At 71.9% G+C, this 25,164-nt stretch carries 20 protein-coding genes; 10 read left to right on the forward strand and 10 right to left on the reverse strand.

Annotation, left to right across the window (positions count from 1 at the left end):
* Positions 1-41 precede the first annotated feature (41 nt).
* Genes JIG36_RS08765 through JIG36_RS08775 form a run of 3 tightly spaced genes read right to left on the reverse strand, consistent with a single transcriptional unit; the run spans position 42 to position 4,974 of the window.
* Positions 42-1,238 (reverse strand): metal-dependent hydrolase family protein, encoded by a 1,197-nt coding sequence (locus JIG36_RS08765; protein ID WP_203375511.1) that lies wholly within the window; start codon positions 1,236-1,238, stop codon positions 42-44.
* Positions 1,235-2,926, reverse strand: coding sequence for a hydantoinase B/oxoprolinase family protein (locus JIG36_RS08770; protein WP_203375512.1), 1,692 nt, complete (start codon positions 2,924-2,926; stop codon positions 1,235-1,237). The genes JIG36_RS08765 and JIG36_RS08770 overlap by 4 nt, the downstream gene beginning before the upstream one ends.
* 5 nt (positions 2,927-2,931) lie before the next feature.
* Positions 2,932-4,974, reverse strand: coding sequence for a hydantoinase/oxoprolinase family protein (locus JIG36_RS08775; RefSeq protein ID WP_203375513.1), 2,043 nt, complete (start codon positions 4,972-4,974; stop codon positions 2,932-2,934).
* A 328-nt stretch (positions 4,975-5,302) separates the two neighbouring features.
* Here JIG36_RS08775 and JIG36_RS08780 point away from each other — a divergent pair, with 328 nt between their 5' ends.
* The 7 genes from JIG36_RS08780 (at position 5,303) to JIG36_RS08810 (ending at position 13,304) form a co-directional block, all read left to right on the forward strand.
* Positions 5,303-5,614 carry an antibiotic biosynthesis monooxygenase family protein gene (locus tag JIG36_RS08780; RefSeq protein WP_203375514.1) on the forward strand — a complete coding sequence of 104 codons (312 nt, stop codon included), beginning with the start codon at positions 5,303-5,305 and terminating at the stop codon, positions 5,612-5,614.
* Positions 5,615-5,668: 54 nt separating this feature from the next.
* A complete protein-coding gene (locus JIG36_RS08785) occupies positions 5,669-6,691 on the forward strand; it encodes a sugar ABC transporter substrate-binding protein (RefSeq protein ID WP_307872626.1) in 1,023 nt (340 codons plus the stop codon).
* 55 nt (positions 6,692-6,746) lie between these two features.
* Entirely contained in the window at positions 6,747-8,258 is a 1,512-nt protein-coding gene (locus tag JIG36_RS08790) for a sugar ABC transporter ATP-binding protein (protein ID WP_203375515.1), read from the forward strand.
* Positions 8,255-9,259, forward strand: coding sequence for an ABC transporter permease (locus JIG36_RS08795; RefSeq protein WP_203375516.1), 1,005 nt, complete (start codon positions 8,255-8,257; stop codon positions 9,257-9,259). Before JIG36_RS08790 ends, JIG36_RS08795 begins: the two co-directional genes overlap by 4 nt.
* 19 nt (positions 9,260-9,278) lie before the next feature.
* On the forward strand, positions 9,279-10,541 hold the full coding sequence (locus JIG36_RS08800) for a hydantoinase/oxoprolinase N-terminal domain-containing protein (protein WP_203375517.1): 1,263 nt from the start codon (positions 9,279-9,281) through the stop codon (positions 10,539-10,541).
* Positions 10,538-11,644, forward strand: coding sequence for an S-methyl thiohydantoin desulfurase family protein (locus tag JIG36_RS08805; protein WP_203375518.1), 1,107 nt, complete (start codon positions 10,538-10,540; stop codon positions 11,642-11,644). Before JIG36_RS08800 ends, JIG36_RS08805 begins: the two co-directional genes overlap by 4 nt.
* Before the next feature lie 136 nt (positions 11,645-11,780).
* On the forward strand, positions 11,781-13,304 hold the full coding sequence (locus tag JIG36_RS08810) for a PucR family transcriptional regulator (RefSeq protein ID WP_203375519.1): 1,524 nt from the start codon (positions 11,781-11,783) through the stop codon (positions 13,302-13,304).
* Between the two features lie 207 nt (positions 13,305-13,511).
* On the opposite strand, the gene JIG36_RS08815 is transcribed toward JIG36_RS08810, so the two are convergent.
* The 4 genes from JIG36_RS08815 to JIG36_RS08830 form a co-directional block, all read right to left on the reverse strand.
* On the reverse strand, positions 13,512-14,075 hold the full coding sequence (locus JIG36_RS08815; protein WP_203375520.1) for a TetR/AcrR family transcriptional regulator: 564 nt from the start codon (positions 14,073-14,075) through the stop codon (positions 13,512-13,514).
* A 210-nt stretch (positions 14,076-14,285) separates the two neighbouring features.
* Entirely contained in the window at positions 14,286-14,963 is a 678-nt protein-coding gene (locus JIG36_RS08820; RefSeq protein WP_203375521.1) for a hemerythrin domain-containing protein, read from the reverse strand.
* A gap of 209 nt (positions 14,964-15,172) precedes the next feature.
* Positions 15,173-16,090, reverse strand: coding sequence for a DUF4352 domain-containing protein (locus JIG36_RS53940; protein ID WP_307872627.1), 918 nt, complete (start codon positions 16,088-16,090; stop codon positions 15,173-15,175).
* A gap of 246 nt (positions 16,091-16,336) precedes the next feature.
* The gene (locus JIG36_RS08830) at positions 16,337-17,671 is read right to left on the reverse strand and encodes a M17 family metallopeptidase (RefSeq protein ID WP_203375522.1); all 1,335 of its coding nucleotides are present in this window, start codon (positions 17,669-17,671) and stop codon (positions 16,337-16,339) included.
* A gap of 172 nt (positions 17,672-17,843) precedes the next feature.
* Here JIG36_RS08830 and JIG36_RS08835 point away from each other — a divergent pair, with 172 nt between their 5' ends.
* The gene (locus JIG36_RS08835) at positions 17,844-19,889 is read left to right on the forward strand and encodes a hydantoinase/oxoprolinase family protein (RefSeq protein ID WP_236046191.1); all 2,046 of its coding nucleotides are present in this window, start codon (positions 17,844-17,846) and stop codon (positions 19,887-19,889) included.
* Entirely contained in the window at positions 19,886-21,550 is a 1,665-nt protein-coding gene (locus tag JIG36_RS08840; protein ID WP_203375523.1) for a hydantoinase B/oxoprolinase family protein, read from the forward strand. The genes JIG36_RS08835 and JIG36_RS08840 overlap by 4 nt, the downstream gene beginning before the upstream one ends.
* Here JIG36_RS08840 and JIG36_RS08845 read toward each other — a convergent pair.
* Positions 21,532-21,930 (reverse strand): hypothetical protein, encoded by a 399-nt coding sequence (locus tag JIG36_RS08845; protein WP_236046192.1) that lies wholly within the window; start codon positions 21,928-21,930, stop codon positions 21,532-21,534. The two genes, JIG36_RS08840 and JIG36_RS08845, sit on opposite strands and share 19 nt — an antisense overlap.
* Positions 21,931-22,004: 74 nt before the next feature.
* On the opposite strand from JIG36_RS08845, the gene JIG36_RS08850 reads away from it, so the two are divergent.
* Positions 22,005-22,568, forward strand: a complete 564-nt coding sequence (locus tag JIG36_RS08850) for a pyridoxamine 5'-phosphate oxidase family protein (protein WP_203375525.1) — start codon at positions 22,005-22,007, stop codon at positions 22,566-22,568.
* A 72-nt stretch (positions 22,569-22,640) separates the two neighbouring features.
* On the opposite strand, the gene JIG36_RS08855 is transcribed toward JIG36_RS08850, so the two are convergent.
* Positions 22,641-24,119 (reverse strand): aldehyde dehydrogenase family protein, encoded by a 1,479-nt coding sequence (locus JIG36_RS08855; protein WP_203375526.1) that lies wholly within the window; start codon positions 24,117-24,119, stop codon positions 22,641-22,643.
* A 42-nt stretch (positions 24,120-24,161) separates the two neighbouring features.
* Entirely contained in the window at positions 24,162-25,163 is a 1,002-nt protein-coding gene (locus JIG36_RS08860; RefSeq protein WP_203375527.1) for a proline racemase family protein, read from the reverse strand.
* Position 25,164: the final 1 nt, after the last annotated feature.

Genomic DNA, 25,164 nt, shown 5'->3' on the forward strand with positions numbered 1-25,164 from the left:
CCCGGCCGCCGCGAGAAGGACGACCGGGATCCCGTACGGGCTCAGACCGTGACGACCTCGCCGGCCTGCACCACCGTGCGGACGGACGGGTCGCCCCACAGCACCTCGGGACGGTCGAACGGGTTGCCGTCGACGATGAGCAGGTCGGCCGCCGCGCCCGGGGCCACCCGGCCCAGGTCGTCGCGGCGCAGCAGCTCGGCGTTGACCGACGTGGCCGACTTGAGGGCGGTCAGCGGCCCGTCCACCTCGATCTGCAGCCGCAGGCCGTGGAGCTGCTCGTCCTCCAGGAAGCCCATCAGGTCGGTACCGAACCCGACCCGCACGCCGGCCTCGCGGGCCAGCTTGACCGCCTGCCGGCCGGACTCGAGCACCTCCGCGTTCTTCTCCAGCTGCACCGGCGTCATGCCCAGTTCGGGGCCGCGGCGGTCCATCGCGTCGTACGCGGCGAGGGTCGGCACCAGGAAGGCGCCGGCCGACGCCATCGCGGCCGCGGTCGGGGCGTCGAGCAGGTTGCCGTGCTCGATCGTGCGGACGCCGTTGTCGATCGCGTGCATGATCGCCTCGGGGGAGTAGGCGTGCGCCGCCACGTAGCTGCCGCGCCGGGCCGCCTCCGAGGTGACCGCGCGGATCTCCTCGGGCGAGTACTGCGGGATGCGGATCGGGTCGGTCAGCGAGACCACCCCGCCCGACGCCATGATCTTGATGGCGTGGGCGCCGCGGCGCAGCCTTTCCCGTACGGCGACCCGCAGGTTGTCCACCCCGTCGACCACCTCGCAGGTGTGGGCGCCGCAGCCGCACACGTCGGAGTCGGCCGCCCGCACGTCGCCGTGCCCGCCGGTCTGGCTCAGCGCGGCGCCGGTCCACAGGTAGCGCGGCGACGGCAGCAGCCCCTCGTTGATGGCCCGGTTGAGCCCGGCGTCGCCACCCGAGGGGTCGCGCACCGTGGTGAACCCGCGCGACAGCGACGCCTTGAGCCGCTTAGCCGCCATCAGCGCGATGTAGCTGAGCGGCCGCGACTCCATCTCGAGCATGTTGAGGCTGAAGCCGTACGCGTGACAGTGCGCGTCGATCAGGCCGGGCAGCACGGTCCGCCCGCGGGCGTCGATCGTGCGGTCGGCCTCCTGCGGCGCGCCGCCGATGTCGGTGATCCGGCCGTCGACGACGTGCACCGCCCCTTCGGCGAGGTCGTCCGAGACCCCGTCGAAGATCGTGGCGTTGACGATGGAGAGCGAGGTCATCGGGAGGCCTCGAAGGTGACCGGGTCCACGACGACACCGTAGTCCCGCAGCGCGCCCGCCACCGAGACGAAGCCGTTGCGGACGTCGGCCGCGACCCGCTCCGGGGCGCGTTCGAGCGGGTTGCCGTAGCCCCCGCCGCCGCCGGTGTTGTTGACCAGCACGTCGCCGGTGTCGAGCAGGTTGTAGCTGCCGCCGGTGACGGTCTCACGGTCGGTGCCGGGGTTGAGCACGATGTGGTTGTTGTCGCCCTCGGCCCCGCCGTCGATCGACCACGGCTTGGTCTTGGTCTTGTAGACGATGCAGATGCCGGTCGACGGGGCCGTGAAGCGGTACGAGCGCTGCACGCCGACACCGCCGCGGTTGCGTCCGGCGCCGCCGGTGTCGGGCCGGTAGCCGTACGACTCGATGAACATCGGCGACTTGGTCTCGAGCACCTCGACCGGGTTGTTGCGGCAGCCCGGCTCGGAGATGTGCATGATGCCGTCGGCGCCGTCGCCGTGCGCGTGGCCGCCGAAGCCGACCGCCTCGTTGGTCGCCTCGAGCCAGGCCTCGCCGTTGCGCGGGTTCACACCCAGGCCCATCATCGAGCAGACGTCGCCGCCGGAGCAGGCCGGCACCAGGTCGGGCATGCCCTGGGCGAGCGCCTTGAGCACCACCTCGCCGCCGAGCAGACCGGTCCAGAGCGTGAACGTCGGCATCGGCGGGATGGCGTGCATGACCGAACCGGGCTCGGTGATCACGCGCAGGGGCCGGAAGTTGCCGGCCACGACCGGGGTGTCGGGCGTGGTCAGCGACTTGAAGATGAGGCTGCAGAACGCCTCGGTCTGGCCGACCGGCAGGTTGATCGGGCCGCGGACGTCCTTCTCGCTGCCGGTCCAGTCGACGATCATCTCGTCGTCGGTCACGGTCACGGTGACGTTCATCTTGATCATGCGGTCGAGGTCGACGCCGTCCTGGTCGACGAAGTCGTGCGCCGTCCACGTGCCCTTGGGCAGCTTCGCCAGGGCGATCCGGGCCAGCCGCTCGCCGTGGTCGTTGATCGCGGCCATCGCCTCGGTCAGTGCCGCCGCGCCGTACTTGGCAGCGATTTCCTGCGTACGCCGGACGCCCGTGAAGCAGGCCGAAACCTGAGCCTGCAGGTCGCCGATGGTGCGCTCGGGCATGCGGCTGTTGAACTTGACGACGTTGAAGATGTCCTCGTTCATCTCCCCCTGGCGGTAGAGCTTGGCCGCCGTGAAGAAGATGCCCTCCTGGTACATGTCGGTCGAGTCGAGGACGTAGCCGGCGTCCTTCTGCTTGAGGTCGAGCACGTGGATCCGGCACGACGTGTAGCCGATCAGCTCGCCCTCGGCCGTGTGGACCGGCGCGAACACCAGCGGGTCGAGCGTGTGCGCGGACGACCAGTACGGGTAGTTGATGATGAACACGTCGCCCGGCAGCAGCTTCTCGACGCCGAGGAACTCGACCGCCTTCTTGATGCCGTGGTCGTTGCCGCGGGTGAACACGGCGATGCCGGGCGCGTCGGCCACCACGTCGCCGTTCGCGTCGTGGATCCCGATGCCGTAGTCGTGAATCTCGTAGACGACCGTGTTGTAGGCCGTGCGGCACAGGTTGCGGGCCATCTCCTCGGCCGCGGCCAGCAGGCCGTGCCGGATGACCTCGATGGTGATCGAGTCGACGGTGCTCATGGAGGTCACGCCCCTGCCTTGACGGTGATGACCATTTCCCCGTACGAACCCACGCGGAGGTGGTCGCCGGTGTGGATGACGGTGGTCGCGGTGTGCTCGTGGATGACCGCGGGCCCGGTGATCTCGTCGCCGGCCAGCAGCTCCTCGCGGGTGTAGAGCGCGTACGGGACGGCCGGCAGCTCGGCCGACACGTACACGTCGCGGGTGCCCTCGGGCTCGGCGGCGCCGGTCCCGCGGAGGGCCAGGCGCGGCAGGGTCGGCTTGTCGACCTGGCCGGTGGCGCGCAGCCGCAGCGTGGTGACCTCGATCGGGTCGTCCATCACGTGGCCGTACTGCCGTTCGTGCAGCTCGGCGAACTCCTGCCCGACCACGGCGGCGAGATCGGCCGTACCGTCGGGAACCGGGACCGTCACCGTGTGCTCCTGGCCGGCGTAGCGCACGTCGACGCTGCGGGTCAGCACCCGGGCTTCGGCGGCGAACCCTTCGGCCCCGAGCGCCTGCGCGGCCTCGCCGGCCATCTCGGTGTAGCCGGCCTCGACGGCCGGGGAGTCGAGCTCGGCGAGCGGGATCACCGACGTACGGGCGAAGTCGTGCTGGACGTCGGCGAAGAGCATGCCGAAGGCCGAGAACGCGCCCTGGCCGGGCGGGACGATGACTGTCGGGATGCCCAGTTCGTGCGCGACGTCGACGGCGACCAGGCCGCCCCCGCCGCCGAACGAGAGCAGCGCGAAGTCCTTGGGGTCGCGCCCGACCTCGACCGTGATCGCCCGGACGGCGCCCATGATCTTCGTGGTCGAGATCCGGATCATGCCGCGGGCCAGGCCCAGCGGCGTCATGTCGAGCTTGGTGGCGAGGGGTTCGAGGGCGCCCAGGGCCAGCCGGTCGTCCAGGCTGAGCCGGCCGCCGAGCGCCGCCGTGGTGCCCATGTAACCGACCGCCAGCGCGGCGTCGGTGAACGTGGGCTGCGTGCCGCCCTTGCCGTAGGAGGCCGGACCGGGGTCGGCGCCGGCGCTCTGCGGGCCCACCTGCAGTGCGCCCGCGTCGTCGAGCCAGGCGATCGAGCCGCCGCCGGCGCCGATGGTGTGGATGTAGAGCGACGGCGTGTTGATCGGCAGGCCCTCGAACTCGGCGCCCTGGTGCAGCACCGCCTCGCCGTCGATGACCAGCGACGCGTCCAGGCTGGTGCCGCCCATGTCGATGGTGATCAGGTTGGGCTGGTCGATCAACTGGCCGAACACCTGAGCGCCGATGACACCGCCGGCCGGGCCGCTCAGGATGAGGCTGACCGGTTGCTCCCGGGCCGAGCTGGCGGTCATCGCGCCGCCGCCGGAGCGGGTCATCAGGAACCGGCCGTCGAACCCGCCCGAGGTCAGTTCGCCCTCGAGGCGTTCCAGGTAGCGGCGCACGATCGGCTTGACGTAGGCGTCGAGCACGGCGGTGCTGGTGCGCTCGTACTCGCGGTACTCACGGGACAGCTCGTGCGAGACCGTGACGACCACGTCCGGCGCGACCTCGTTCAGAATCTCCCGCATGCGCGACTCGTGGACCGGGTTCGCGTACGAGTGCAGGAACGCGACCGCGACCGAGTCGTAGCCCCGCTCGGCGATCGTGGCCGCGACCTGGCGGGCCGCCTCCTCGTCGAGCGGAAGGTGCACCGAGCCGTCGAACAGGCTGCGCTCGGGCACCTCGAACGTGTCGTAGCGCTCGACCAGCGAGGCCGGCTTGGCGTACGTGATGTCGTAGTTGGTGCGGCGGTCGGTGCGGCCCAGCAGATAGACGTCGCGGAAACCGGCCGTGCCGATCACCGCCGTGCGGGCGCCCGTGCGGGTCAGCAGCGCGTTGAGCCCGAGCGTGGTGCCGTGGGTGAACATGCCGACCTCGGCCATCGGCGCCTCGGTTGTCCCGAACGCGTCCAGGACGCCGGCGGTGGGCTGCGAGGGTGTGGTCGGCACCTTCCCGAACCGGATCTCGCCGGTGGCCGGCGACAGTTCGACGACGTCGGTGAAGGTGCCGCCGACGTCGATCGCGACGCGGCTGGTGCTGGTCATCGTCAATTCGCCTTTCGCGCACGGCGACACACCGCCCGAGGAAGGGGCGTGGTCGTACCGGGGTGACAGCCGAGGAGAAGACGGCCCGTTGTCCGCGGGCGGGCTCAGCTGGATGGTCGTCGCCGGTTGGCGCGGCGAGGCCCCGAAACTGTCACAGCCGTTTCTGGGGTGTCAATCAGTGCCGGCGCGGTGACCGCCCAGCGTGAACAGGTGATTGCACGGCGCTGCACAGCGACGCGGCCCGCGGCTGTGCTCGGCGCACATCCGTGGCGGAACGGCCACCGTCAGCATTTGCCAACTCCAACCACCCGAGACACCGGGGGTACCAATGGTCCGCAGCGTCCTCACCCTTCGAGCCGGCGCCGGCCTCGGCGACGAGCTGGAAGCCTTCTACGCGGATCAGCGGGTTCTGGAGCGGGCCCGGGCGTTCCCCGGGTGCCGTGCTGCCGAACTGTTGCGATCCGTTGACGACAGCCCCGCGACCCACCTGGTCATCGCCGACTGGGACACGGCCGCCGACTACCGCCGATGGGTCGACGACCCGTGGCGGGCCTCTTTGTCCGAGAGGCTCACCGCACTGCTGGACATCCGGGACGACGAGCCGCTCGTTGGCGGAGTTTTCGAGCTCGTCGGCCCCTGAGGTCCTCATCTTCTTCTGTGCTTGCGTATGAGACTGCGTATAAGAGGAGCACCAGTGATACGAGTTGCTCGACTCCTGGCGGTCGGCCTGACCGTGACGACCGCGGTGGCCCTGACCGCCTGCAGCCGGCCCGACTCCGACGACGCCGGCGCCGCGGCCACCGCCGCCCCGGCCGACAAGAAGCTCAGCATCGGCTTCTTCGGCTTCGCCAAGGCGAACTCCTTCGCCCAGGCCACGTGGGCCGGCGTGCAGGAGTACGCCGGGGCCAACAACGCCGAGGCCACCTTCCTCGACTCCAACTTCGACGGGCCGACCCAGGTCAACCAGCTGCAGGACGCGGTGACGTCCAAGCGCTACGACATCGTGATCGTGCAGGCCAACGACGGCACCGCGATGGTCAACCCGATCAAGCAGGCGGTCGCCGCCGGCATCACCGTGGTCGTCGAGTTCACCCCGGTCGGCGGCAAGTACGACACCGCCGCCCCGCAGGTGCCGGGCACGATCAACATCATCGACCCGCCCACGGTCAACGGCGAGGGCCTGGCCAAGATGGGCCTGGACGCCTGCAAGACCGTCGTCGACAGCGGCTGCAAGGTGGCCTACCTGCAGGGCTTCGCCAACTACCCGCTGGACACGGCCCGTACGGACGCCGCGGTCAACGCGCTCAAGGCGGGCGGCGCGGCCGAGGTCATCTCGAACTTCGTCGGCGGCTACACCCCGGACAGCGGCCGCGCCGCCATGCAGAACCTGCTGCAGGCGCACCCGGACGTCAACGTGGTGATCGGCTCGTCCCAGGCGCTGCAGGGCGCGACCCCGCTCGCGGCCGGCAAGAAGATCACCTTTGTCGGCAACGGCAACTCGACCCAGGCCTACGACTTCGTCAACAAGGGCACCTGGTACGCCACGTACGCGCTGCCCGAGAAGGGTCAGGGCGCCAAGGCGGCCGAGCTGGGCATCAAGAAGGCCCGCGGCGAGACCGTGCCGGAGTCGTCGGTGGCCTGCGAGGTGCTCACCGACTACAACTGCCTCGGCACCAAGGAAGCGCTGACCGGCAAGACGGCGGACTACTCGGACTGACGACGGCGGGCGCCGGGGGAACCTCCCCGGCGCCCTTCGGCTTGTGGGAGGCCAGATGAGCAGTCAGAAAGCGCCGTCGATCGCGGTGCGCGGCGTCGGCAAGAGCTACAGCGGCGTCACGGTCCTGCACGACATCGACCTGGACATCGCCCCCGGCGAGGTGCACGGGCTGGTCGGCGAGAACGGCGCCGGCAAGAGCACGCTGCTCAAGATCCTGGGCGGGGCGATCAAGGCGGACGCCGGCACCTTGAGCTTCGACGGTGACCAGGTCACCGTGGGCAGCCCGCGCGACGCCATCGCCCACGGGATCAGCCTGATCTCGCAGGAGGGCGCGCTGGTGCCGGCGCTGTCGGTGCTCGACAACGTGTTCCTGGCCCGCTGGTCGCACCGCGGCGGGCTGGTCAGCGCCCGTACGGACCGCAAACGGCTGGCCGAGCTCATGGAGACGACCGGCTTCACGGTGGATCCGGACGCACGGGTCGACGGGCTGCCGATCGGGGTGCAGCAGCAGGTCGAGATTCTGCGGTCGCTGGCCCGGGGCGCCCGCGTGATCGCCATGGACGAGCCCACGGCGGTGCTGGCCGAGCACGAGAAGGAGAACCTGCTCGGGCTGATCCGCAAACTGGCCGCGGGCGGCACCACGATCATCCTCGTCTCGCACTTCCTGGAGGAGGTGCTGTCGGTGGCCGACCGGATCACTGTGCTCCGGGACGGTGCTCTCATCCGTACGGGGAACGCCTCCGAAACCTCACCCCGCGAGCTGGTCGGGCACATGGTCGGACGCGAGATCGACGTGCTCTACCCCGACCCGCAGCCGGTGCCGGACGGCGCGCCGGTGATGCTGGCCGCCCGCGGACTCAAGCGCGGGCTGGTCAACGGCGTCGACCTGCAGGTGCGCTCGGGCGAGATCCTGGGCATCGCCGGGCTGGTCGGCAGCGGGCGCACCGAGACCCTGCGGCTGCTGTTCGGCGCGGACCGGCCGGTCGAGGGCGTCGTCGAGGTGGACGGCGTCGAGCTGGCCAAGCACACCCCGCGCGCGGCCATGGCGGCCGGCGTGGCCATGGTGCCCGAGAGCCGCAAGGAACAGGGCCTGGTCATGGTGCGCTCGGTGGCCGAGAACGTGGCCCTGTCGTCGCTGTCCGGGCGGCGGGCCGGCCCGTTCGTGAAACGGCCGGCCGAGAAGACGGCGGTCGGCGACATCTCGAAGTCGGTCGACATCCGCGCGGCCAACCCGGAGGCCGCGATCGAGACGCTCTCCGGCGGTAACCAGCAGAAGGCGCTGTTCGCCAAGTGGCTGCTGCGCGAACCCAAGGTGCTGCTCATCGACGAGCCCACCCGCGGCGTCGACGTCGCCGCCAAGACCCAGATCCACCACCTGATCACCGGCCTGGCCGCGGACGGCCTGGCCGTCGTCTGCGTCTCGTCCGAGATCGAGGAACTGCTCGCGCTCTCGCACCGGGTGCTCGTGCTGCGGCACGGCGAACCGGCCGGCGAGTTCCCGCGCGGCACCAGCCCGGAGGTCGTCATCGCCGCCGCGTTCGGTTCGCACGAAGGAGAACCCAGTTGAGCGTCGACACCACGCCCCAGACCGCCGCGGCGCCCGCGCCGTCGGCCGGCACCAACATGTCGCGCCTCGCGTTCCGGATGCGCGACTACGGCATCGTGGCCGCCCTCGTGATCATCGTGATCGCGCTCTCGATCAGCACCGACACGTTCCTGACCAGCGGGAACCTCGTCAACCTGCTCGACCAGACGGCCGTCATCGGCCTGCTCGCCACCGGCGCCACGATCTGCATCATCAGCGGCGTCTTCGACCTGACGGCCAGCGCCACCCTCGCCCTCTCGGCGATCATCGGGGTGCAGGTCGGCCGGGTCACCGACGTCTATGTGGGCATGCTCGCAGCCGTGGTCGCCGGCGCGCTGCTCGGCTTCGTCACCGGCACGGTGGTGGTGCGCAGCGGCGTCAACTCGTTCGTCGGCACGCTCGCCACCAGCATGGTCTACCGCGGCCTGGCGGTGATGGTGACCGGCGGCGCGATCGTCTACCCGCTGACCGCCTCGGCCGAGGACTTCGGCATGCTGACCTGGCCGTCGCTGTTCGGCCTGACCTCGGCCACCATCATGTTCGTGGTCGTGGTGGCGATCCTCGGCCTCGTCGTCGCCCGCACCACGTTCGGCCGCCGGCTCTACGCGGTCGGCGGCAACGCCGAGGCGGCCCGGCTCTCCGGCATCCGGGTCGGGTCGATCCACGTCACCGCGTTCATGATCAGCGGCGTCTGCTCGGCCCTGGCCGGGCTGATCCTGGCCTCGCGGGCCGGCTCGGCCCAGTCGACGATGGCCACCGGCACCGAGCTGACCGCGATCGCGGCGGCCGTGGTCGGCGGCACCAGCATCCTCGGCGGCGAGGGCGCGGTCTGGCGGGCCATCGTCGGCGCGCTGCTGCTGACCCTGATCGGCAACGGCTTCAACCTGCTCGGCTGGGACACGATCTATCAACAGGTCCTGCAGGGTCTGCTCATCCTGTTCGCCGTGACCATGGATCGATGGCTGCGAAAGCGCACCCGTTGATCGCGAGTACGATCAAGAAATGCCTGCTCAGGGCGCAGTTGCGCACATCGGGGTGACGCTGCGCCCGCACCGGGCCTACGCGGCCGTGGTGACGGGCACAACCGTCGATCCGGTCGAGCCGGTGGCCCCGGCCCGCGCCGATCTGGAGGGTGTGATCGCGGCCGCGGCCGGGGTGGCCCTGCGCGCCCCGGGCGGCGCCGGCGCGGTCACCGTCGACCTGGCTCCGCTGCTCAACGACACCCTCGTACGCCCCGAGGCCGAGGTGCCGCCGGTGGCCGTCGTGCGGATCGTCCCGCGCGCGGCCACCGACCCCGCCCTGGGCCGCTCCCCGGCCGAACTCGTGGAACGGCGCATCGCCCGCCGCTGGACCGTGGCCGGCGGGCACGACCTGCTCGGCAACGAACTCTGCCCGCTCGACCGGGCCGGGCTGGCCGCGCTCTGCGAAGAACTGGGCGAGACCGGCATCCGGCACGTGGCCGTCGTCGCGGCCGGCTCGCAGGCCCGGCCCGCCCACGAGCGCGAGGTGGCCGACGCCATCCTGGCCGCCGTGCCCGGCGCGCGCATCTCGGTGGCCAGCGACTACGGCGGTCAGGGACTGGTCGCGCGCGAGGCCACGGTGGTGCTCGACTGCGCCCTGACCGCGCTCACCGAACGGCTGCTCGACCGCTGCGAACGCACACTGGCCCGCCTGCCCGGCAACCTCGAACTGCGGGTGGCCCGAGGCGACGGGGGATACAGCACGCCCTCGCGCATCCGGGTCACACCGGTCGTCGCGTTCGGCGCCACCGAGGCCCTCGAGCTCTGCGGCGCGGCCCACCTGGCCGGGCTCGACGACTGCCGGGTGCTGCTGCCCCGCGGCGGAAAGCTGCTGGCCGGCGAGGTGCGGCACGGGCTGGCCGTCGTCCGCCCCGACGAACCGGCCGGCATCGGCACCGAACTGGTCGTGCCGATGGCCGTGCTCAGCCCCGAACCCGAGGACAGCTCCGGCCACCTGCGACCGGCCCAGCCGCCGCACATCCTGGCCTGCGTCGGCGCCACCATCAGCCAGCCCGCGGCCTGGCTGGACGAGGTCGCCTTCATCGAATCGGCCGACCAGCTCGACCACGTGCGCCGCGACGCCGAGGAGAGGGCCACGGCGATGGTCATGGCCAACGGGGCCGCCCCCGGCACCACCCACGTCGCCGAGATCTCGACCGTCGCCCTGCCCTACAGCCCGTCCGGCACCGTACGGGTCCGCGTGCGCGTGGCCGGCCTGCCCGACACCTCGCTGGGCCGGCGATGACCCAGGCCGGATACGTCGGCGCCAGCTCGTCGATCACCGTCGACGACGTTCCCGCGCTCTACGAGGGGGCCAAGTTCTATTCGCCGGCGGTCGGCGACGCCAACAAGTCGTCGATCAACTCGTGGCTGGCCGGGCTGCTCGACCGCAACGGCCCGGTGCCGCTGCTCAAGGTCGAAGGGGTGCCGCCCGAGACGCCCTGCGTGTCGGTGTGCGTGCTGGGCTCGGGTTCGGCCATGGCCGACCTGCCCCCGGCCGGCGACGAGTTCGAACTGGCCGTCCGTCAGATCGAACGCCTGCAGCGGGTCAGCTTCGGCGCGGTCTATCCGCTGGCCGCGGCCACGATCAGCGCCCTGGTCGCGGTGGTGACGGCCGCCCAGCTCAAGGTGCCGCTGCTCGACGCGGACGGGATGGGCCGGGCGTTCGCGCTGATCCACCACACCGCCATGCACCTGTCCGGGGTGTCGCCGACGCCACTGGCCGCGGTCGGTCCGACCGGCGAGAGCGTGCTGGTCGAGGTGCCGGCCGGGCCGCGGGCCGACCGGATGCTGCGGGCCAACGTCGACACCGTCGGCGGGTGGGCGGCGCTGGCGGCCTATCCGACCACGGCGGGCGTCCTTCGAAGAGCAGCCCTTCCCGGTACGGTGTCCCGGATCGCCAACGTGGGGCGGCTGCTCCTCGACCGTACGGACCCGGACCTGCTCGTCACCCGGCTGGGCGCGATCACCGGGTGCCGGCGGCTGGCGCGGGGCCGCATCGCCGAACTCGAACACCTGAGCCGCCCCAGCGACGTCACCATCCCGGCCCACCCGTCGAGCCTGGTCGTCGACGAGATCGGCGGTCTCGGGCGGCAGCTCCGGATCGAGTTGCGCAGCGAGATCGTGGCCGTCTTCGCCGACGGCGCGCTGATCGCCGGTGCGCCCGACCTGATGTGCCTGCTCGACGTGTCGCGGGGCGCGCTGGCCACGCTGGACAGTCTGGAACCGGGCGACGTGATCGACGTACTGGTCACCCCGGCCGACGCGGTCTGGTATTCGCCGCGCGGCATCGAGATGGTCGGGATGGGCTCGCACGGCATCCCCCTGGCCCACCCGAGGCGCCGATGAGGCGTCCTTCGACACTTCCCATCATGCTCGGCGTGTCTTCGGTGGGGCACGCCTCCACCGTTCCGTCCGCTTCCACCGTTCCGTCCGCCTCCACCGGTCCAACCTCCCTCGGCCGGCCGCCGCACCTGAGGCTTCGATGAGACACCCCTCCACACTTCCGATCACCCTCGGGGAGCTGGCCCGCATCCAGCCGCTCGCCGGGGCCGAGACCCACTTGGCCGACCCCGCCCGCAAGGTCGAGCAGGTGGTGCTGGCCGAGACGTTCGAACGGCTGCGCCGCTGCACCCCGCACGTGCTGGTCGTGCTGCACGACGAAGCGGCCACCGGCGGCTGGTCGCTGGCGTCGGCGCTGCACCTGGCCTGGGAACGCAACCTGTCGGCGGTGGTGGTCTCGCGCGCGGTGGCCGGCGGCTCCAGCGTCGCCCTGGCCGAACGCCTCAACATGTCGCTGATCGTCATCGACGAGGACCCGATCGACCTCGCCCTGCAACTGGCCGGTCAGGTCAGCGCTCCCGCCGCGGCCCGTGCACTGAGACAGGCCCGCCTGGCCGAACTGCTGGCCGAACAGACCGGCATCCGGGGCGTGCTCGGGGTGCTCAACCGCGAACTTCAGCAGGTGCCGGTCGCGCTGGTGATGGGCGGGGTGGTGATCGCCGGGCAGAGTGCGGCCCTGACCGAGCGCCCGCAGGTGCGGCAGATCGAGGTCGAGGTGCACGCGCCGGGCGAGCGGTCGGCCGCGCGGCTGGTGGCGGCGGTGCCCGTACCCGGACCGGCCGCTGTTGACCAGGTGGAGTCGCTGCTGCGGCTGGCCCGGCCGTCGTTGCAGGCGGCCTGGGCGTTGAGCCGGCTCGACGCGGCCACCCGGGCCGCCCACGAGCAGGCGGCGTTCGGGCTGCTGCGTCGTCTCGCGGGCGAGCCCACCCCGTCCGAACCGGCCGAGATCGAGGCGCCGAGCTGGGCCAGCGAGCTCGGCTGGCAGGTCGGCGAGGCCAACCGGGCCGTCTGGCTGGCGCCCGTACGCCCGTCCGGCGAACCCGCCCCCGAGATCACGTTCCTGGTCCGCGCCTCCTGGCAGCGCGGCCACACGACCTGGCCGCTCGTGGCCGAGGGCGACGGCTGGATCTCCTGGCACAGCGCGGCCGACCCCGACGACGTGTCGGCCCTGCGCCGCGCCCTGGCCACCTTCCGCGAATCGGCCGTGGCCCACCGGCTCGTGATCGGCGTCGGCCGCGCCCACGCCGGCGTCGGCGGCCTGATGCGCTCGGTGGCCGAGGCCCGGCTGGCCGCCCACGTGGCCCGCGAGGACGGCCCCGGCGCGGTGCAGTGGTTCGACCAGGTGGGCGCGAACGCGGCCCTGGCCTGGCTGCCCACCACCGAGATCGCCCAGGTGGCCGACCTGTGCCTGGAAGACCTGATGGCCGCCCGCGACCGGGCCGCGCTGGTGCAGACCGTGCTGGCCGTGCTCGACGCCGGTGGTTCGCTGAGCCAGGCTTCGCAGCAGCTCGGCGTGCACCGCAACACCGTGCTGGCCCGCCTGGCCCGGGCCCGGCAGTTCGGGCTGACCTTCGAGGAGCCCGGCCAGCGTCTCGCCCTGCACGTGCTCTGCTACGCCTTGGCCTCGCTGTGGAGCGACGCCACACCCGACGCCGACGGCCACTGACCGCCATCGCCGCGTCCCCTCAGGCTCTGCACGCGCCCTCTGCTTTGACCGCCCTCTGCTTGAACGCCTTCGCGGGCTTTGCCGCGCGTCCTCCGGCTTTGGCCGCCTTGCCACGTGTCCTCGGGCTTTGACAGCCTTTGCCTTCCGCTCTCGGCTTTCACCGCCTTGCCGTTCACGGTCAGGCTTTCACCGCCTTGCCGTTCGCGGTCAGGCTTTGACGGCGCGCAGGATCTCGTCGGCGGCGGCGCGGGACCGTTGCGGGGTCATGTCGAGCTGGACCAGCAGGCTCTTGAGAAAGCCGATGACCAGCGCGGCGGCGGCGTCCGGGTCGAGGTCGGCGCGGAACTGCTCCCGGGCCCGGCCCGCCTCGAACACCGCCCGAAGCCAGTCGGCCCAGGCCACGTCGTTGGCCAGCAGGGTCACGTGCAGCTCGGGGTCGCGGCCGGCCCGGGCGTAGAGCTCGTTGAGCACGACGAACTCGTCGCGGTCGGCTTCGAAGCGGGTCAGGATGTGGGTCAGGTGCTCGGCCAGCACAGTCGCCGGGTCGCGCTCGGGGCCGCTCGGCAGCACCCCGTCGAGGGCGCCCACGATGCCCTGCACCACGCCGGTGACCAGCGCCTCCTTGGTCGGGAAGTGGTAGTGCAGGGTGGCGATGTTGATGCCGACCAGGGCCGCGACGTCGCGGACGCGCAGACCCTCGAAGCCCTGCCGCGCGATCGCCTGCTGGGCCGCGGCGACGATCTCGGTGCGGCGCTGCTCGCCTGCCGCCATGTGGTTCCTCCCCGTGTTCCGCTCACGAGCGTAGGCGGTGGCCGGGTCCTGCTCTCGGGCGGTGCTCGGGTCACGCTCGGGCGGTGGCCGGGTCGCGCTCTCGGGCGGTGCTCGGGTCACGCTCGGGCGGTGGCCGGGTCGCGCTCTCGGACGGTGCTCGGGTCATGCTCGTGCGGTGGTTGGGTCATGTGCTCAGGCGGGTGGCTGTGGTCATGCTTTCTGGCGGCCCTCCAGGGCGGCGCGGAACCGGGCGTAGCGCGGAGCGCCGACGAAGCGCCAGATCAGACCGGCCGGCCCGGGCATGTGCTTCCTCAGCCAGGCGGCGCCGCCGTCGGGCTGTGCGGCCAGGATGGCGCCGAGCATGTTCCAGGCCTGGCCCTTCGGGGTGGCCTGACGGCCGTGGCGGGCGAACCACTCCACCTCGGGCTGGGTGACCACGTGTTCGATGGCGGGGACGATGGTCACCTCCTCGTCCGGGAAGTGCCGGGCCAGCGCGGCGGCCACGTTGCCGAGGGCGTCGCGCAGCGGTTTCGCGTCGGCGGTGGAGGCGGAGGCCCGCCAGGCTGGGAGGGCCCGGTCGGCCGCCTCGAGGTGGACGAGCATCTCGGCGTGCTGGGCCTTCATCCGTCCGACGTGCAAGGCGCAGGCCGGGGCGCGCTGTTCGAGCTTGTCCCAGAGCCGGGTGTCTTCGCCCTCGTGGTGAGCGTGCAGCGCGTTCGAGATCAGGTGCAGCTGCGTGGCGACGACCCGCGCGTGGGCCGTGTCGCCCTCCCGTACGCCGTCGACCAGGCCCGGGGCCTCGTCGAACGACTTCCGCAGCATGCGGTGGATCTCGAACATGCCGCTGGCGTCGCAGAGCTTGGGCCCGTCGAAAGGAGTGGTTGTCATACGCCGACGCTATCAATCAAGCACTTGATGGACAACGTGTCGCCGCACACGGAGCGGGCCGCCTCGCACACGGGGAAAGCCGCACAGAAAAGGCCGCCCCGCACACGGATAGGCCGCCCCGCGTGCGGCGGGACGGCCCTGGATGGTGCGGGGTGCACGAAAAGGCCGCCCCGCGCTGTTCCGCGGGACGGCCTTTGGCTGGGGAAGTGCTACTTCAGCGGGATCTTCACGCCGCCGGAGAACATCGAGTCGTGGAGCTCGATCGACGTGAGCTTGGTGCCCTTCGGTACGTCGTAGACGAGCTTGCCGGTCACCTGGTTGCCCGGGTTGATCTGCTCCAGGAACGTGGCGGCGCCGCTGTTGATCGCGACCTCGGCCTCGACGTGGTCGGAGAACTGGGTGCCCTTGGCGTCGTACGCCTTCTGGCTCGAGCCGTCGAAGTACTGTGCCTCGGCCCCGATGTTCTTGACCGTCACGGTGACGACGCAGAACGTGCCCTGGGCCTTCACCGGCAGCGCGGACGGGCCGAGCGTGCTCTTGGTGCAGTCCATCGACTTGACCGTGAACTCGAACTTGCCGTCGCGGGCGGCCTTGTTCATCTCGCCGGCGACCGCGTTCTCACCGGACACGTTGGCGTCGAGGGTCTCCACCGCGTCCTTGGCGCCGTTGACGACGAACGCGAACACGCCGACGCAGCCGAGGATCATGACCACGACGACGGCCAGCAGGATCCAGGGCCACTTCTTGCGCTTCTTCGGCGCGGGCGGCGGCGTGCCGTAGCCGAAGCCCGGCCCGGTGCCCGGCTGCTGCGGCGGCGTGCCACCGAACTCGGGACCGCCCTGCTGCGGCGCCGACCCGTAGGCCTGGCCGGGCTGCTGGGGCGTCGCGCCGTAGGCCTGGCCGGGCTGCTGGGGCGTCGCGCCATAGGCCTGGCCGGGCTGCTGCGGGACCGACCCGTAAGTCTGGCCGGGCTGCTGCGGCTGCTGCGGCGACGAACCGTACGTCTGGCCGAAGCCGCCCTGCTGTGGGGCGTTGGGATATCCGGCCTGCGCGTTCTGGCCGTAGACGCCGGGCTGCGGCGAGTTGGGATGCGGACGGGGCGGCTCAGCGTGGGGCTGATATGTCACGGCTGTCGGTGCTCCACGAACTGGTTGCTAGGGACTGGTTCGCGGCCGGGCACCAGTCCAGAGACCCGGCCGCCACCCCATGCAACCGGCCGGGCACGCCAAGATCACCATCCGTCCTGTCAGGCCTCGGTGACATCGCGTGCCGAAATGATCAGACCTTTCGCGCCCGACCTCGACCCGTTTGGTTGATCTCGCAAACAATACGAACTCAACCCCGGCGATGAGGCCGGACGAAGCCGGGGCCGGTCAGGCCGAAGCGGCCGGGTGCAGGAGTTCCAGCAGGGTGCGGGCGCCGAAACCGGTGGCGCCGTCGATCGAGGCGTTGCCGGACCAGGCGGGGCCGGTCATGTCGATGTGGACCCACGGGACCGTACGGGGGACGAACTCGCCCAGGAACAGCGCCGCGGTGATGGCTCGGCCTGAGTCGTGCAGGGGGTGGTTGCGTACGCCGGAACCGGTCTTGATCTGGGGAAGGTAGCGCTCGTCGTAGGGCAGCTCCCAGACCGGCTCACCCGCCCGGGAAGCGGCGGCCAGAACGGGGGCGGCCGCGTCGGAACGGCCGAAGACGGCGGCTATCTCGGGACCCAGGGCGATCTCGGCCTGGTAGGTCAGCGTGGCCAGGTCGACCAGCAGGCGGGGGGACGCGTCGGCGGCCAGGGACAGGGCGTCGGCCAGGATCACGCGGCCCTCGAAGTCGGTGTCGAGGATCTGGATCTCGGTGCCGTTCCAGGCGGTGACCACGTCGCCGGGGCGGGCGGCTCCGGGGCCGGGCAGATTCTCGGCGAACGGCAACACCGCCCGTACTCCAATGGTGCAGCCGGCCCGGCGCAGGCCGGCCATCACCGCCAGCACGGTCGCCGCGCCTGCCACGTCCAGGCGCATGTTCTGCATGGCGGCCGGTGACTTGAGCGACAGGCCGCCGCTGTCGAACGTGATGCCCTTGCCGACCAGCGCGACCTCGGGCGGGCCGGCCTCGGGCAGGTGGTCGAGGGTGACCAGGTGGGGGCCGTTCGCCGAGCCGCCGCCGATCGCGGCCAGGCCGCCGAAACCCTGCGCGGCGACCTCGGCCGGGCCCAGCACCGAACAGGTCAGGCCGGCGTTGTCGGCGATACGGCGGGCCAGCGAAGCCGCGGCGGCGGGGGTGAGCACGTTGGCGGGGGCGCTGACCAGCAGCCGGGTGAGCCGGGCGACGTCGGCCGCGAGCTGACCCCGCAGCGCGGCCGGCAGCAGCGGCTCGTCGACCAGCAGGGTGGCTTCGACACCGGGGGCGGCGCCGGTGATCAGGCCGTCGACGATCGGGGCGGCCAACTCAGGTGGGCACGTCACGCCGATCGGCCCGCCGGTCAGCAAAGCACCCGCCTCGGTGCCGGCCCGCCGGGCCGACTCGACGGATAAATCGCCCAGACCGCGCCGCGTCTCGACGGCCGGTGCCCACGGGTCGTAGTCGACGACGCCGGGAAGGAACTCGATGCGTCGCGAGGCCGGGCCGATATCGATGGCCACCGGTCCGGTGCCCGTGATCACCGCATCGGCCGCGGCCGCGATCTCGGCCGCCCGGTCCCGCCGGTTCGTGCTGGTCACAGGGCCTCCCGGTGGGTCATCGGTATCGGGGCATCCTCGCCTGCCCGGTGCCCGGCGGATCGTGCGCGCCGCACGCGCCGCTGCCCGGTGGCTATGCGGGGCGCACAGTGCCGCCGTACCCCTTACCCCTAACTTGCGCTTACCTGACCGGCCTCGGCGCGAGGGAGATCACATGGGGCGGTATCGAGTCGCGATGGACATCGGGGGCACGTTCACCGATGTCGTGACGTACGACCAGCAGAGCGGCGCGTTCGCGGCGACCAAGGCCTCGACCACGCCCGGCAACCTCAGCGAGGGCGTGCTCGCCGGCCTGGACGCGGTCGTCGACGAACCCGCCGGCATCGACTTCCTGGTGCACGGCACGACCCAGGGTCTCAACGCGTTCCTCGAGCGGCGCGGCGTTCCGGTGCTGCTGCTCGGCACGGCGGGGCTGGAGGACACCTACCACATCGCCCGGGGGCCGCGGTCCCGGCTCTACGACCTGCACTACCGCAAGCCGACGCCGCTGGTGCCGCGCCGGGACGTGCTGGGCATCGGGGGACGGATCGCGGCCGACGGCTCCGAACTCACGCCGCTCGACGAGGACGCCGTACGGGAAGCCGCCGGGAGAGCCCGTGAAGGCGGCCATGGCGCGATCGCGGTCGCCTTCCTGTTCAGCTACAAGAACCCGGCCCACGAGCTGCGCGCCCGCGAGATCCTGCAGGAGGAGCTGGGCGAGGACGTCACCGTGTCGGTCTCGCACGAGGCGGCCAAGGAGTGGCGCGAGTACGAGCGCACCTCGTCGGCCGTCGTCGAGGCGTACACCGGCCCGATCGTCCGGCGCTACCTGACCGACCTAGAGGGCCGGCTCGACACCCGGGGCCTGCGGGTCCCGCTGCACGTGATGCAGTCGTCGGGCGGCATCCTGACCGCCGAGTCGGCCCGCCGCCGCCCGCTGCAGACGCTGCTGTCGGGCCCGGTCGGCGGCGCGATCGCCTGCGCCGAACTGTCCCGCCAGACCGGCCGGCCGCACCTGATCGGCATCGACATGGGCGGCACCAGCTTCGACGTGTCGCTGATCGTGGACGGCGAGCCCGACGTGTCGGCCGAGGCCCAGCTCGAAGGCCTGCCGATGCTGATGAGCGTGGTCAACATCCACACCGTCGGCGCCGGGGGCGGCTCGGTGGCCTGGGCCGAGGCCGGTGGTCTGCGGGTCGGCCCGCGCAGCGCCGGCGCCCGGCCCGGACCGGCCAGCTATGGCCGCGGCGGCACCGAACCGACCGTCACCGACGCCAACCTGGTGCTGGGCCGCATCGACCCGGACGGGTTCGCCGGTGGGCAGATGACGCTCGACGTGCGGGCGGCCGAGAAGGCGGTGGACGGGCTGGCCGAGGTGTTCGGCATGACCACCACCGCGATGGCCGAGGGCATCTGCGACGTCGCGAACTCCAAGATGGCCCAGGCGATCCGCACGATCACGGTGTCCCGGGGCATCGAGCCGCGCGACTCGGCGCTGGTCGCGTTTGGCGGGGCGGGCCCGATGCACGCCGTGTTCCTGGCCCGCGAGCTGGGCATCGCCGAGACCGTGGTGCCGCGGTTCCCGGGCGCGTTCTCGGCCTGGGGCATGCTGCAGACGCAGATCCGGCAGGACTACACCGAGCCCTACTTCTTCCTCGACGAGGACCTCGACCCGGCCGACATGGCCTTGCAACTGGCGCGGCTGGAGAAGGACGGGCTGGACGGGCTCGGTCATGAGGGCGTGGCGGGCGACGCCCGGCACGCCTCCCATGCGGTGGACATCCGGTACGCGGCCCAGGAGTACACGCTCACAGTGCCGCTGACCAGTGCCGACGAGCCGCTGGGGGAGACCTTCCGGGCCGACGTCGCGCAGCGGTTCGCCGACCTGCACAAGTCGCGTTACGGGCACGCCAACCTGGGCGCTCCGATCGAGTTCGTCGCACTGCGCACGACCGCTTCCGGTGATCTGGGGCGGCCCGATCCGCAGAAGTGGGCTGCGGCCGACAAATCGGACTTCCCGCGCGAGGTGCGGGAGGTCGTCTTCGACGGTTCCGCGCAAAACACCCTTATCGTACGGCGTGACGACCTCTTCGTCGGTCACACGTTCGACGGCCCGGCCGTCGTCATCGAGGACACCGCCACCACGGTCGTGCCGCCCGGCTACGCGGTGAGCGTGGACGAGATCGGCTCGCTGATCATCTCTCGGAAGGACGGCCAGTGACCATCGACCCGGTAACCGTCGAGATCATCCGCAACGCGCTCAACGCCGCCGCGGACGACATGAACGCCACGCTGATCCGCTCGGCCTACACCCCGATCATCTATGAGTGCGGCGACTGCGTGGTCGCGTTGCTCGACGCCGACCACCAGGTGCTGGGCCAGTCGGCCGGCCTGCCGATCTTCCTGGGCAACCTGGAGACCTGCACCCTGGCCACCGAGGAGCGCTTCGGCCGCGAGGTGTGGCAGCCGGGCGACGTCTGGATCCTCAACGACAGCTACCTCGGCGGCACCCACCTCAACGACGTGACCATCTTCGGCCCGGTCTTCGTCGACGAGACGCTGGTCGGTTTCACGGCCTCACGCGCCCACTGGATCGACGTGGGCTCGAAGGACCCGGGCGGCTCGATGGACTCGGTCAACATCTTCCAGGAGGGCCTGCGCCTGGGCCCGCAGAAGCTGGTGTCGGGCGGCGTCGAGGAGCGCTCGGTCACCGACACGATCGCGACCAACGTACGGTTCCCCTACCCGACGACCGGCGACATGCACGCGATGATGGCCTGCATCCAGATGGGCGACCGGCGGCTGCAGGAGATCGTGCGCCGGTTCGGCCTGGACGTGCTGGAGCAGGCCCGCGACGAGATCTTCCACCAGACCGAGCTGCTCGAACGCGCGGTCATCGCGAAGATCCCGGACGGTGTCTACAGCGCCGAAGGGGTGCTCGACAACGACGGCGTCGACCTCGACACCCCGGTCCCGATCCGGCTGAAGATCTCGGTGTCGGGCGAGGACATCGACTTCGACGTCACCGAGTCGGCCGACCAGACCGTGGGCCCGGTCAACTGCGGCGTCTCGCAGGCCGTGTCGGCGCTCCGGGTCGGCTACAAGCTGCTGGTCAGTCCCGACCTGCCCGGCAACGGCGGCTCGTTCCGCTCGATGACCACCCAGGTGCGGGAGGGCTCGGTGCTCGGCGCGCGGTCGCCCGCGGCCTGCCAGTGGTACTTCTCGCACCTCGGCCTGCTGATCGACATGGTGGCCCGGGCGCTGGCCCCGGCCATGCCCGACCAGGTGGCCGGGGCCAGCCACGGCGACTCGATGATCATCCTGTCGGCCGGCACCGACCCGCGGGTCAAGCGCGAGTTCGTCAGCCTCGAGGCCACCGTCGGCGGCTGGGGCGGGTGGAACGGCTCGGACGGCGAGAGCGCGCTGATCAACAACGTGAACGGCTCGCTCAAGGACATCCCGGTCGAGGTGTACGAGACCCGCTACCCGTGGCGGATCAACGAGTACCGCATCCGGCCCGACTCCGGCGGCTCGGGCAAGTGGCGCGGCGGCAACGGCGTGGTCCGCGAGTACGAGGCGCAGACCGACCTCACCGTCTCGCTCTGGTTCGAGCGTTCCCGGCAGCCGGCCTGGGGCCTGTTCGGCGGCGAGGACGCGGTCGGCCCCGAGGTCGTCATCAACCCCGGCCGCCCCGACGAGCGGCGCATCCTGAAGATCAACGGGATGCCTCTGAAGAAGGGCGACGTGGTGCGCTGCGCGACCGGCGGCGGGGGCGGCTACGGCGACCCCACCGAACGCTCGGCCGACGACGTGCGGGCCGACGTGCTCGACCACAACATCACCGCCGAGGCCGCCCGCAACCGCTACGGCATCGGCGCCTGACCGGTTCCCGCGCCGGTCCCGTCGTCCGCGGAGGGGCCGGCGCGGTAGGGCCAGGTGGCCAGGAGCTGCTCGGCGTACGCCACGGCCTCGTGCACGTCGCTGGTCTGGTGCATGATGGTCGCTCCCCGGTGGCTGCGGTTCTCGCCCCACCACACCAGGAAGCTGTCCGGAACCGTCGCCACCCCGAGCAGGACCGGCGGCTGCGTGGCCGGCTCGGCCGGATCGCCGAAACGCAGCGTGAACATGCTGATGTAGGGCGGGAACCGGCCGAGCGAGCTGGCCGCGGTCGCCCGCACCAGCACGGCCATCAGCCGCCCGACCTCGTCGCGTTCACCGTCGACGCGGGCCTGCAACTCGGACCAGCCGCTCACCGGGGACACGGGACCAGCTTCCTCTGCTTTCGCACAATGGGAAAGCAGAGGGCGGTCCGCGGCCGGCGGGGGAGTATCGGCTCATGAAGGTGCATGAACGGATCGACGGGCGGCTGCGGACATTCATCGAGGCGCAGCCGATGTTCTTCGTGGCGACCGCGCCCACCGGGCCGGGTGGGCGGGTCAACGTCTCGCCCAAGGGGATGGCCGGCACGTTCGTGGTGCTCGACGAGCTCCGGGTGGCCTACCTCGACTATCACGGCAGCGGCGCCGAGACGATCGCCCACCTCACCGAGAACGGCCGGATCACGCTGATGTTCTGTGCCTTCCAGGGGCCGCCGAACATCGTGCGGCTGCACGGCCAGGGGCGGGCGGTGCCGGTCGGCGAGCCGGAGCACGCCGAGCTGCTGAAGCTGTTCCCGGCGCCGCCCGACACGCACGGCGTCCGTTCGGTGATCGACGTCGCGGTCGACCGGGTAAGCGACAGCTGCGGCTACTCGGTTCCGCTCATGTCCTACGAGGGCGACCGCGACCTGCTGATCCGTTCCCACGAGCGGCGCAGCGACGACGACCTCGCCGAATACCGCCGCGTGAAGAACGCGGTCAGCATCGACGGCCGCCCCACCATCTTCGCCCCGGACGCCTGACCGGAGCCGCCTCTCACGCGGTGAGCGACCCCGGGCCGCCGTTCGCGCGGTGAGCGACCCCCGGCCCGGCGCTTACGCGGTGAGCGATCCCCAGCCTGATGATTCGCCGGCGGGGGAGCGGTGCTGCGGGACGTGCCACGGGTTGTCGTCGCGCAGCGGCTCGGGCAGCAGCGACGGCGGGCAGTCCTGATAGACGACCGGGCGCAGGAAACGGCCGATGGCCGCGGTGCCGACCGACGTGATGGTCGGGTTGGTGGTCGCCGGGAACGGGCCGCCGTGCTGCATCGCCGGGGTCACGGCGACACCGGTCGGCCAGCCGTTGAACAACACCCGGCCGGCCAGCGCCCGCAGTGCGGACACCAGCTCGTGCAGCCAGGGCGAGTCCTCGCCCGCGCCGACGTGCACACCGGCCGTCAGCGAACCCTCGACCAGCTCGGTCAGCGCCTCGCCGAGCGGCTCGCCGGGGGTGTAGCGGACCACGATCGACAGCGGGCCGAACGCCTCCTGCAGCAGGGTCTCGCGGTGCTCGAGCAGGGTGGCCAGGTCGGTCTCGACCAGCGTCGGGGTCACGCCGTCGGGCGTGACGCCGCCCTCGACGACGACGGTGACTCCGGGGGTGCCGAGCACCTCGTCGCGGCGACGCGCATACCCGTCCGCGATGCCCTGGTGCAGCAGCCGGTGCGGCGCGACCGAGGCGAAGGCCTCCGGCGCGGGGAGGCCGGCCGGGACGAACAGCAGGCCGGGCTTGGTGCACAGCTGGCCGGCGGAACCGCTGACACTCGCGGCGAACCCGTCCGCGATCCCGGACGCCCGCTCGGCCAGGGCGTCGGGCGTGACGATCACCGGGTTGAGGCTGCCCAGTTCGCCGTAGAACGGGATCGGGCGCGGCCGGGCGGCGGCGATCGCGGCCAGGGCCTGACCGCCGGCGAGCGAACCGGTGAACGAGGCGGCGGCGATCCGCTCGTCCTTCAGCGCGGCCACCCCCTCGTCCTGGCCGTGGACCACGCCGAGCGCGCCGGCGGGCAGGGCCGTGTTCAGGACCTCGGCCGTGCGGTCGGACAGCCGCGGGTGGCCGGGGTGGGCCTTCACGACCACGGGACAGCCGGCCGCGAGGGCCGACGCGGTGTCGCCGCCCGCCACCGAGAACGCGAACGGGAAGTTGCTGGCTGCGAAGTTGAGCACCGGGCCGAGCGGCACCAGGTAGCGCCGCAGGTCGGGCCGCGGCCCCAGGACGAAGTCGGGATCGGCGGCGTCGAGGCGTACGTCAAGGAACTCGCCGGCCGCCGCCACCTCGGCGAAAAGCTTGAGTTGCACCGCCGTCCGTTTGATCTCGCCGCGCAGGCGCGGCTCGGTCAGGCCGGTCTCCGCCATGGCGAGGGGGACGAGTTCGTCGGCGGCGGCCAGAAGCGCCTCGGCCGCCGCGACGAGGGCCCGGGCGCGGTCGCGGGGCGGCATCGCGGCGAGAGCGGGAGCGGCGTCGGCGGCTGCGGCGAGAACGGAAGCGGCGTCCGCGCGAACGGCGTCGGCGGCCGCGGCGGTCTCGGAAGTCATGGATGAATCCCCTCAGAGGTGCAGAACGCTCCAAAGAGCGGTCTAGAACGCGAAGCCGGTCGGATAGGGGTCGGACGGGTCGAGCAGGTACTGCCCGATGCCGGTCACCCAGGCCCGCCCGGTGATGGTCGGCACCACCGCGGCCCGCCCGGCCACCGTGGTCTCCCCGATGAGCCGCCCGGTGAAACGGCTGCCGATGAACGACTCGTTGACGAAGTCCTGCCCGATCCCCAGCTCACCGCGCGCCCACAGCTCGGCCATGCGGGCCGACGTGCCGGTGCCGCAGGGCGACCGGTCGAACCAGCCCGGGTGGATCGCCATCGCGTGCCGGGACAGCCGCGCGTCGGAGCCGGGCGCGATGAACTCGACGTGGTGGCAGTGGTCGACACCCTCGATGGTCGGGTGCGAGGGCGGATCCTGCTTGTTGATCGCGTCCATGATGGCCAGGCCGGCGTCGGCGATGTCACGCTGGCGGGCCCGGTCGAACGGCAGGCCGACCGCGTCGAGGTCGACCATGGCGTAGAAGTTGCCGCCGAAGGCCAGGCTGTACGGCACCGAACCCAGCCCGGGGACCTCGATCGTCGCGTCGAGCCGCTCGCAGTAGGACGGCACGTTCTCGAGCGTCACCGACTCGGCGTGCCCGTCCTTGACCTGCACGGTCGCGACGACGAGCCCGGCCGGGGTGTCGAGCCGGATCGTCGTCACCGGTTCGGTGACCGCCACCATGCCGGTCTCGACCAGCACGGTGGCGACCCCGATGGTGCCGTGCCCGCACATCGGCAGGCAGCCCGACACCTCGATGTAGACGACGCCGAAGTCCGCGTCGGGGCGGGTCGGCGGCTGCAGGATGGCCCCGCTCATCGCCGCGTGGCCGCGAGGTTCGTTCATCAGAAGCTCCCGTACGCCGTCCAGGTGCTCGATGAAGTGCAGGCGCCGCTCGTTCATGGTCGCCCCGGGGATGGTGCCGAGGCCCGCGGTGACAACCCGGGTCGGCATCCCCTCGGTGTGCGAGTCGACGGCCGAGAACATCCGCGAGGCGCGCATG

Origin of the sequence: Paractinoplanes ovalisporus (assembly GCF_016834655.1) — a bacterium.
Lineage (GTDB): Bacteria > Actinomycetota > Actinomycetes > Mycobacteriales > Micromonosporaceae > Actinoplanes > Actinoplanes ovalisporus.

What these genes read in the sequence shown, in the direction of transcription:
- JIG36_RS08765 (WP_203375511.1), bottom strand. Translation starts at nt 1,238, where the DNA reads ATGACCTCGCTCTCCATCGTCAACGCCACGATCTTCGACGGGGTCTCG.
- JIG36_RS08770 (WP_203375512.1), bottom strand. Translation starts at nt 2,926, where the DNA reads ATGAGCACCGTCGACTCGATCACCATCGAGGTCATCCGGCACGGCCTG.
- JIG36_RS08775 (WP_203375513.1), bottom strand. Translation starts at nt 4,974, where the DNA reads ATGACCAGCACCAGCCGCGTCGCGATCGACGTCGGCGGCACCTTCACC.
- JIG36_RS08780 (WP_203375514.1), top strand. Translation starts at nt 5,303, where the DNA reads ATGGTCCGCAGCGTCCTCACCCTTCGAGCCGGCGCCGGCCTCGGCGAC.
- JIG36_RS08790 (WP_203375515.1), top strand. Translation starts at nt 6,747, where the DNA reads ATGAGCAGTCAGAAAGCGCCGTCGATCGCGGTGCGCGGCGTCGGCAAG.
- JIG36_RS08800 (WP_203375517.1), top strand. Translation starts at nt 9,279, where the DNA reads ATGCCTGCTCAGGGCGCAGTTGCGCACATCGGGGTGACGCTGCGCCCG.
- JIG36_RS08805 (WP_203375518.1), top strand. Translation starts at nt 10,538, where the DNA reads ATGACCCAGGCCGGATACGTCGGCGCCAGCTCGTCGATCACCGTCGAC.
- JIG36_RS08810 (WP_203375519.1), top strand. Translation starts at nt 11,781, where the DNA reads ATGAGACACCCCTCCACACTTCCGATCACCCTCGGGGAGCTGGCCCGC.
- JIG36_RS08815 (WP_203375520.1), bottom strand. Translation starts at nt 14,075, where the DNA reads ATGGCGGCAGGCGAGCAGCGCCGCACCGAGATCGTCGCCGCGGCCCAG.
- JIG36_RS08820 (WP_203375521.1), bottom strand. Translation starts at nt 14,963, where the DNA reads ATGACAACCACTCCTTTCGACGGGCCCAAGCTCTGCGACGCCAGCGGC.
- JIG36_RS08835 (WP_236046191.1), top strand. Translation starts at nt 17,844, where the DNA reads ATGGGGCGGTATCGAGTCGCGATGGACATCGGGGGCACGTTCACCGAT.
- JIG36_RS08850 (WP_203375525.1), top strand. Translation starts at nt 22,005, where the DNA reads ATGAAGGTGCATGAACGGATCGACGGGCGGCTGCGGACATTCATCGAG.
- JIG36_RS08855 (WP_203375526.1), bottom strand. Translation starts at nt 24,119, where the DNA reads ATGACTTCCGAGACCGCCGCGGCCGCCGACGCCGTTCGCGCGGACGCC.
- JIG36_RS08860 (WP_203375527.1), bottom strand. Translation starts at nt 25,163, where the DNA reads ATGCGCGCCTCGCGGATGTTCTCGGCCGTCGACTCGCACACCGAGGGG.